This is a genomic window from Chitinimonas violaceus (assembly GCF_052601015.1).
The window spans coordinates 1-4,719 of record NZ_JBQXDJ010000126.1; the positions used below are offsets into that span (position 1 = coordinate 1).

The following is a 4,719-nucleotide window of genomic DNA, read 5'->3' on the forward strand; positions in this document are numbered from 1 at the left end:
CACTAACTTGATGGCTTCCGCTCGGTATTCCGACGTATAGCTTTGTGTTTCTCTCTTACTCACCGCAGCCTCCTGTTGGCTCAAGTTTACCAATCAGGTGTGTCTACGGAATTCAGGCTACCTCAGAGCATGTCAGTCGGTCTTAGTCGCTAGATCACATTGAGGATAGTCCACAGCGCAGCTTGGCCAGTGTGCTCAGGCTCGCTTGACTATGTTGTATCGCTCGACGGGCTGCCTGTGTCGTTGTGGCGCTTCCATGTAGAACCTGTCCCATCGGTCATCCTTTCGTAGCTGGTTATAAATTAGACCAGCACACTGTGGGACTAAACACTTAAGTCTTGGCCTTTTGGACCTTACAATTACGCAAAGCCTGCTCGCCCAAGTCCAGCATCGCATCATCCCCTTTGCTCTGGAAGCGAACTCTTTCCCCCTCGTACGCTACGCCAGAAGCCGTTGTCACTTGAACTGCACGGAAAAATCGTCCATCGAACTCGATGGCCACATCTTTACCCGGTAAATCGACCAATCCGAACTTGAGCTTGTTCGCGCAGAGATAGCGGTTGCTCTTCAATGGAGCAAAACGCATCACGCCCGTATTGGCAGGCATACTAAGCAATAGTTCGCCATCGCTGATTTCAGCCCGCTCAGTTTTGCCCAAATCAGCAGTGAAACGATTCCCCTGGCCACCGGGTGGACAGCTGGCACGCGTCAGCGCCGCCTGACCAGCCTTGAAGTCCTTGCCATCCAAGGTGTACTTGGCGCTGCCACGATTACAGTCCGCGGTGAGACGGATAAATCCCTCTGTCCCAAAGTCCAGCAGATACATACCACTACTCGGCGCAACAACCCGCGACGAAGGAGTCGTTGTTTCCACCCATACCCAACGGGTGCCCAATAGCTTGGGCCCGCTAGAGAATAAATCCGTCAGGCTGGGTAACGATGCGGTGGACGAAGCGCCCGGTTGCTCTTTGGTATGTGAACCGAGAAAGGATGCACATCCAGCCAAAGTCATAATGCCCAGGAGTAAAGATAAAGATCGATACATTGTCTTCCTTCGTTAACTACCTAAAACGAGCGATGATACGCGCCAAACATGGCTAAAGAGAAAGAATGCCAAAATAGGAAAGCACCCTTTGAGTAACTGGATCAGCCCTCCTGCGACTCCACTTCAGCCGCGTTCGGAAAAGCCGCCTCTACCCGGTTTCGCCCACCATTCTTGGCTACATACAGCGCTTCATCGGCTCGCTTGAGCAAACTATCAATGGTGTCACCAACTTGATACTGCGCCACGCCAAAACTTGCGCTCAGCCTCTCAGGAAAAGCACTCACTTGTGTTTCCTGCACGCTGATCCGCAAGTTTTCCGCACATATCATCGCACCATCGACATTGGTCCCAGGCAGCAGTAGTACAAACTCCTCGCCACCAAAACGCGCTGCCAAGTCGACTTCCCGAGTGCCCTTGGACAACAGATCGGCAACATGCCGTAACACCTCGTCCCCGATGGCATGCCCATAGCGATCATTCACACGCTTGAAGTGATCGATATCGACCATGATCACCGATAACGTGCCCCCCGATCGCTGTATACGCAGATATTCCTTTTGCGTGAAATCCTCGAAGTGGCGACGGTTAGCCAGGCCAGTCAACGGATCGGTAAGTGTTAGCGCGCGTAAATGGCGCTCTCTGCGGGCCAAAGCACGTTGTAAAGTGGCCAACTGTTCGTTGAACTGCACCACCTTTGTGTTGAGCAGTTCCAACTCAGCCACATCAAACTCTGCGGCCAGAATCAAATACGCGCCATCGCGACTAACCGTACCGATCAAAGAACGGCAGGTTGCTTCCTTTGCGCCAATATTGATTATGCCCTGGTACACCACTTTCCCAGTTGTTACAGACCTCTCCACCAAGCTTTCAAAGGTTGGAAGCGCAAAGTAATCGGTTACGTCTTTTGATGACGCTCCTTCCTCAATGTCGAATAGACGTTGAAAGCCGAAATTGCTGTCAACGACCCACCCGTCATCCCTGATGACTGCCATTACAACTGACTTCAAATGCCGGAAAGGGGTCAGCCAGGCAGTATCTGAAGTACTCCCTCTCCCGCCCTCCTCAAGGGCCGATTTGTCTAATCGCCTGCAAGGCATCCATCGCCCAACCATCAGCCTTGACCACATCATGCCAAACCCGCTCAGCTACCGTGGTCGCCAATCCGCCCACCCATATTGTCGGACATTGATTTCCGAGTTCGACCCGCATGCGTTCCACTGTTTCCCGTGCAATCGATAAATGACTAGGCATCGAAAGCGACATGCACATCAAGTCTGGTTTCTCAGTATCAATCTGCTTGATTAGGTCACAAATTGGTACATCCGCACCAAGGTAACTCACCTCCCAGCCGATGGTTTCAAAAGCATCGGACAATACTGTCAAACCAAGGCTATGCTGGTTTCCTACACTGCAGGCGAATATTGCTTTACGCCAGACTGGCGGGGCAAATGCTGCTTGTAAATATGCCCGGGTCAATACATTTTGCGAGATCGCTGTTGCCAAATGCTCCTGCGCAACCGTGATACGCCCCTCCTGCCACAACCTACCTACCTCATACATCGCCGGCTGGACTATTCCCACCGCAGTCTCACTTAATGTGCATCCTGCCCGCATTGCACCATTCACAAGCTCCTGGGCGACACGCTGATTCCCACTTAACGTTGCCTCCATATAACGCATGACATCTTGCAGATTGGCTGTCGATTCGTGCAAACCATCGATTCCAATTGAATCGGTCAAAGTAGAAGAAAATCTGTCCGCGTGTTTACCAGCCATATGAGATGGCTTACCGGGAAGGAAATCGCTCATGGGGATCCTTACAAGTAGAGAGATAAGGGGAGTGAGTAATTACGACGAGATAACCAAGTAAGACACTAAGAGGCTGTTTACGATCTTGCTGCTCAGCTGTGATCGGGGCTTATATGCTGCTCAAAATCCTCATGTACCAAAGTGCATTCGGGTTTTTGCGCTGCTCTGCGCCCTACTGACAGCTGCTCACAACAGACCGTAAACAAGCTCTAAAGCAACGGGAGAGGTTTACGACTCCCTAATGCCGAAATGAATTAACGTGTACATTGCACCTCGTCCCCATTTATGCCAGCCAACAAACAGGCTGACACGCATCAACCAAACCCTGCATGCACGCCTATCTATACACCTGTGGATCAGAACAATCTTATCAGCGTGTCAATATGTCTTAAGGTGGTGAAGTCCCATATGCCTTCAGTACAGATAGTGACGGGCCCAAGTAAGTTCTTGCCCATCATCAGCTTATGAGCAGCGGCACAACAAAATCCGGCGAACTCCACCAAAGCCGAGTGACATAGGCAGCAACTTGGATATCAAAAAGTTTAAGGTAGCCTGTATCGCATCGGACATACGCTTTCCACGCAGGGGAATCCACCAGCCATTTGAAACGGTCATTAGCCGCAGGGGAAACAAATGACTGGCGACCTAATCAAAGCAGACGTGTAAAACAATCGCTTCCCGCATTGATCGACGCCCACTCCTCACCAGGTGCAACCTGCTTCGTCAGCTGCCATAGGGTATTAATAGTTTGTACCTTGGTATGTGGGTCCAACTGCCCCACCCAGGCAGTGATCGCCTGAAATGCACGCCAATGGACAATAAACGAGATCAGATCACCATCAACGTAACCTTGCATGTCGCCAATGGCAACCGCCCCTGTACTGCTTTTCTTGCTTTCATATGTACCCGTCAGAACACCATTTTTCTGAACCACCGTCATAGTCGACTCAAGCTCATTGATCCACTTCCCGGAAAAGTCGATCACTTTACCTGTGCCAGCCAAAGCGTGTTCCAACGCACGTTCTTGTCTCATGATTTCCTCCTTGGGACCTCTGAGCTTCCAGCATAGGTAACTTTAGCTTGGTCAAACTGTCTTTTCTGATAGCGGCAAAAAACGACAGGCAACGAAAAGTGCTGGCGCAAGTTGGACCAACTTTCAGGGGCAGGCAACAATATGGTGGGTTTTACCCAGCCCTAGAAAATTGGGACTCCAGCGGGTACATTGTTACTATTTGCAGCGCTAACCCTATGCTGCACAAAGGCTTAAAAGGGCATCATGCTGCTAGTTATCGACAACTAGCACTGACCTATCACCAAGTCTTTTTGTTTCGCTTACACTCCCAAAACCCGCATAAAACCTAGCTGGTTTGTCGCGATACCTCGCATAGAAGTTCAATACTTCACTGGAAATTGTGAGTAAGATTGTGAGTCATACAATCTAAAACAACTTCTTACTCACAATGCTTTCTGACTTTAAGATTCGACAGAACAAACCCAGAGAGAGAACTTACATAAACACCTAGTGCTTTCAGTGACAGGAATACCATCTATAAGCGCTTTAACACGTAGTCACTTGTGGGCAAGTGGCTCAAGACTTTCAAAGCCCTGGTCGAAGAACCTGACTTTGAATGGGTATTTATCGATGACACCTATGTGAAAGCCCATCAGCAAAGTACCGGCGCTGCCAGCGATCACGATCATGCCAACGGACTAGCCAGTCATATATGAGCAAAATTCATCTGGTAATCCCCCCGGAAAATAGGGGTGTGCAGAAGTAGAATTTTCTCGGATAGAGGGAGTTCTACAAAATGAAGAAATCGAGATTTTCGGACAGCCAAATCATCACCGTGCTTAAGGAGGCAGAG

At 50.0% G+C, this 4,719-nt stretch carries 4 protein-coding genes and 1 pseudogene; 1 reads left to right on the forward strand and 4 read right to left on the reverse strand.

The genetic code is table 11. The features are described 5' to 3' along the window. Positions 1–331 precede the first annotated feature (331 nt). From ACUHMQ_RS20070 to ACUHMQ_RS20085, 4 genes are all read right to left on the reverse strand, one after another. Positions 332–1,045 (reverse strand): META domain-containing protein, encoded by a 714-nt coding sequence (locus tag ACUHMQ_RS20070; RefSeq protein WP_445297226.1) that lies wholly within the window; start codon positions 1,043–1,045, stop codon positions 332–334. Between the two features lie 101 nt (positions 1,046–1,146). Next, the gene (locus ACUHMQ_RS20075; protein WP_445297227.1) at positions 1,147–2,037 is read right to left on the reverse strand and encodes a GGDEF domain-containing protein; all 891 of its coding nucleotides are present in this window, start codon (positions 2,035–2,037) and stop codon (positions 1,147–1,149) included. A gap of 70 nt (positions 2,038–2,107) precedes the next feature. Next, entirely contained in the window at positions 2,108–2,854 is a 747-nt protein-coding gene (locus tag ACUHMQ_RS20080) for a cobalamin B12-binding domain-containing protein (RefSeq protein WP_445297228.1), read from the reverse strand. A gap of 649 nt (positions 2,855–3,503) precedes the next feature. After that, positions 3,504–3,887 (reverse strand): avidin/streptavidin family protein, encoded by a 384-nt coding sequence (locus tag ACUHMQ_RS20085; protein WP_445297229.1) that lies wholly within the window; start codon positions 3,885–3,887, stop codon positions 3,504–3,506. Positions 3,888–4,372: 485 nt separating this feature from the next. On the opposite strand from ACUHMQ_RS20085, the pseudogene ACUHMQ_RS20090 reads away from it, so the two are divergent. After that, positions 4,373–4,564: pseudogene (locus ACUHMQ_RS20090) on the forward strand (transposase); the annotation flags it as partial. Between the last annotated feature and the right edge of the window lie 155 nt (positions 4,565–4,719).

Excerpts from the sequence above, each read along its gene's own strand:
- ACUHMQ_RS20085 (WP_445297229.1), bottom strand. The coding sequence starts at position 3,887 with ATGAGACAAGAACGTGCGTTGGAACACGCTTTGGCTGGCACAGGTAAA.
- ACUHMQ_RS20070 (WP_445297226.1), bottom strand. The coding sequence starts at position 1,045 with ATGTATCGATCTTTATCTTTACTCCTGGGCATTATGACTTTGGCTGGA.
- ACUHMQ_RS20080 (WP_445297228.1), bottom strand. The coding sequence starts at position 2,854 with ATGAGCGATTTCCTTCCCGGTAAGCCATCTCATATGGCTGGTAAACAC.
- ACUHMQ_RS20075 (WP_445297227.1), bottom strand. The coding sequence starts at position 2,037 with ATGGCAGTCATCAGGGATGACGGGTGGGTCGTTGACAGCAATTTCGGC.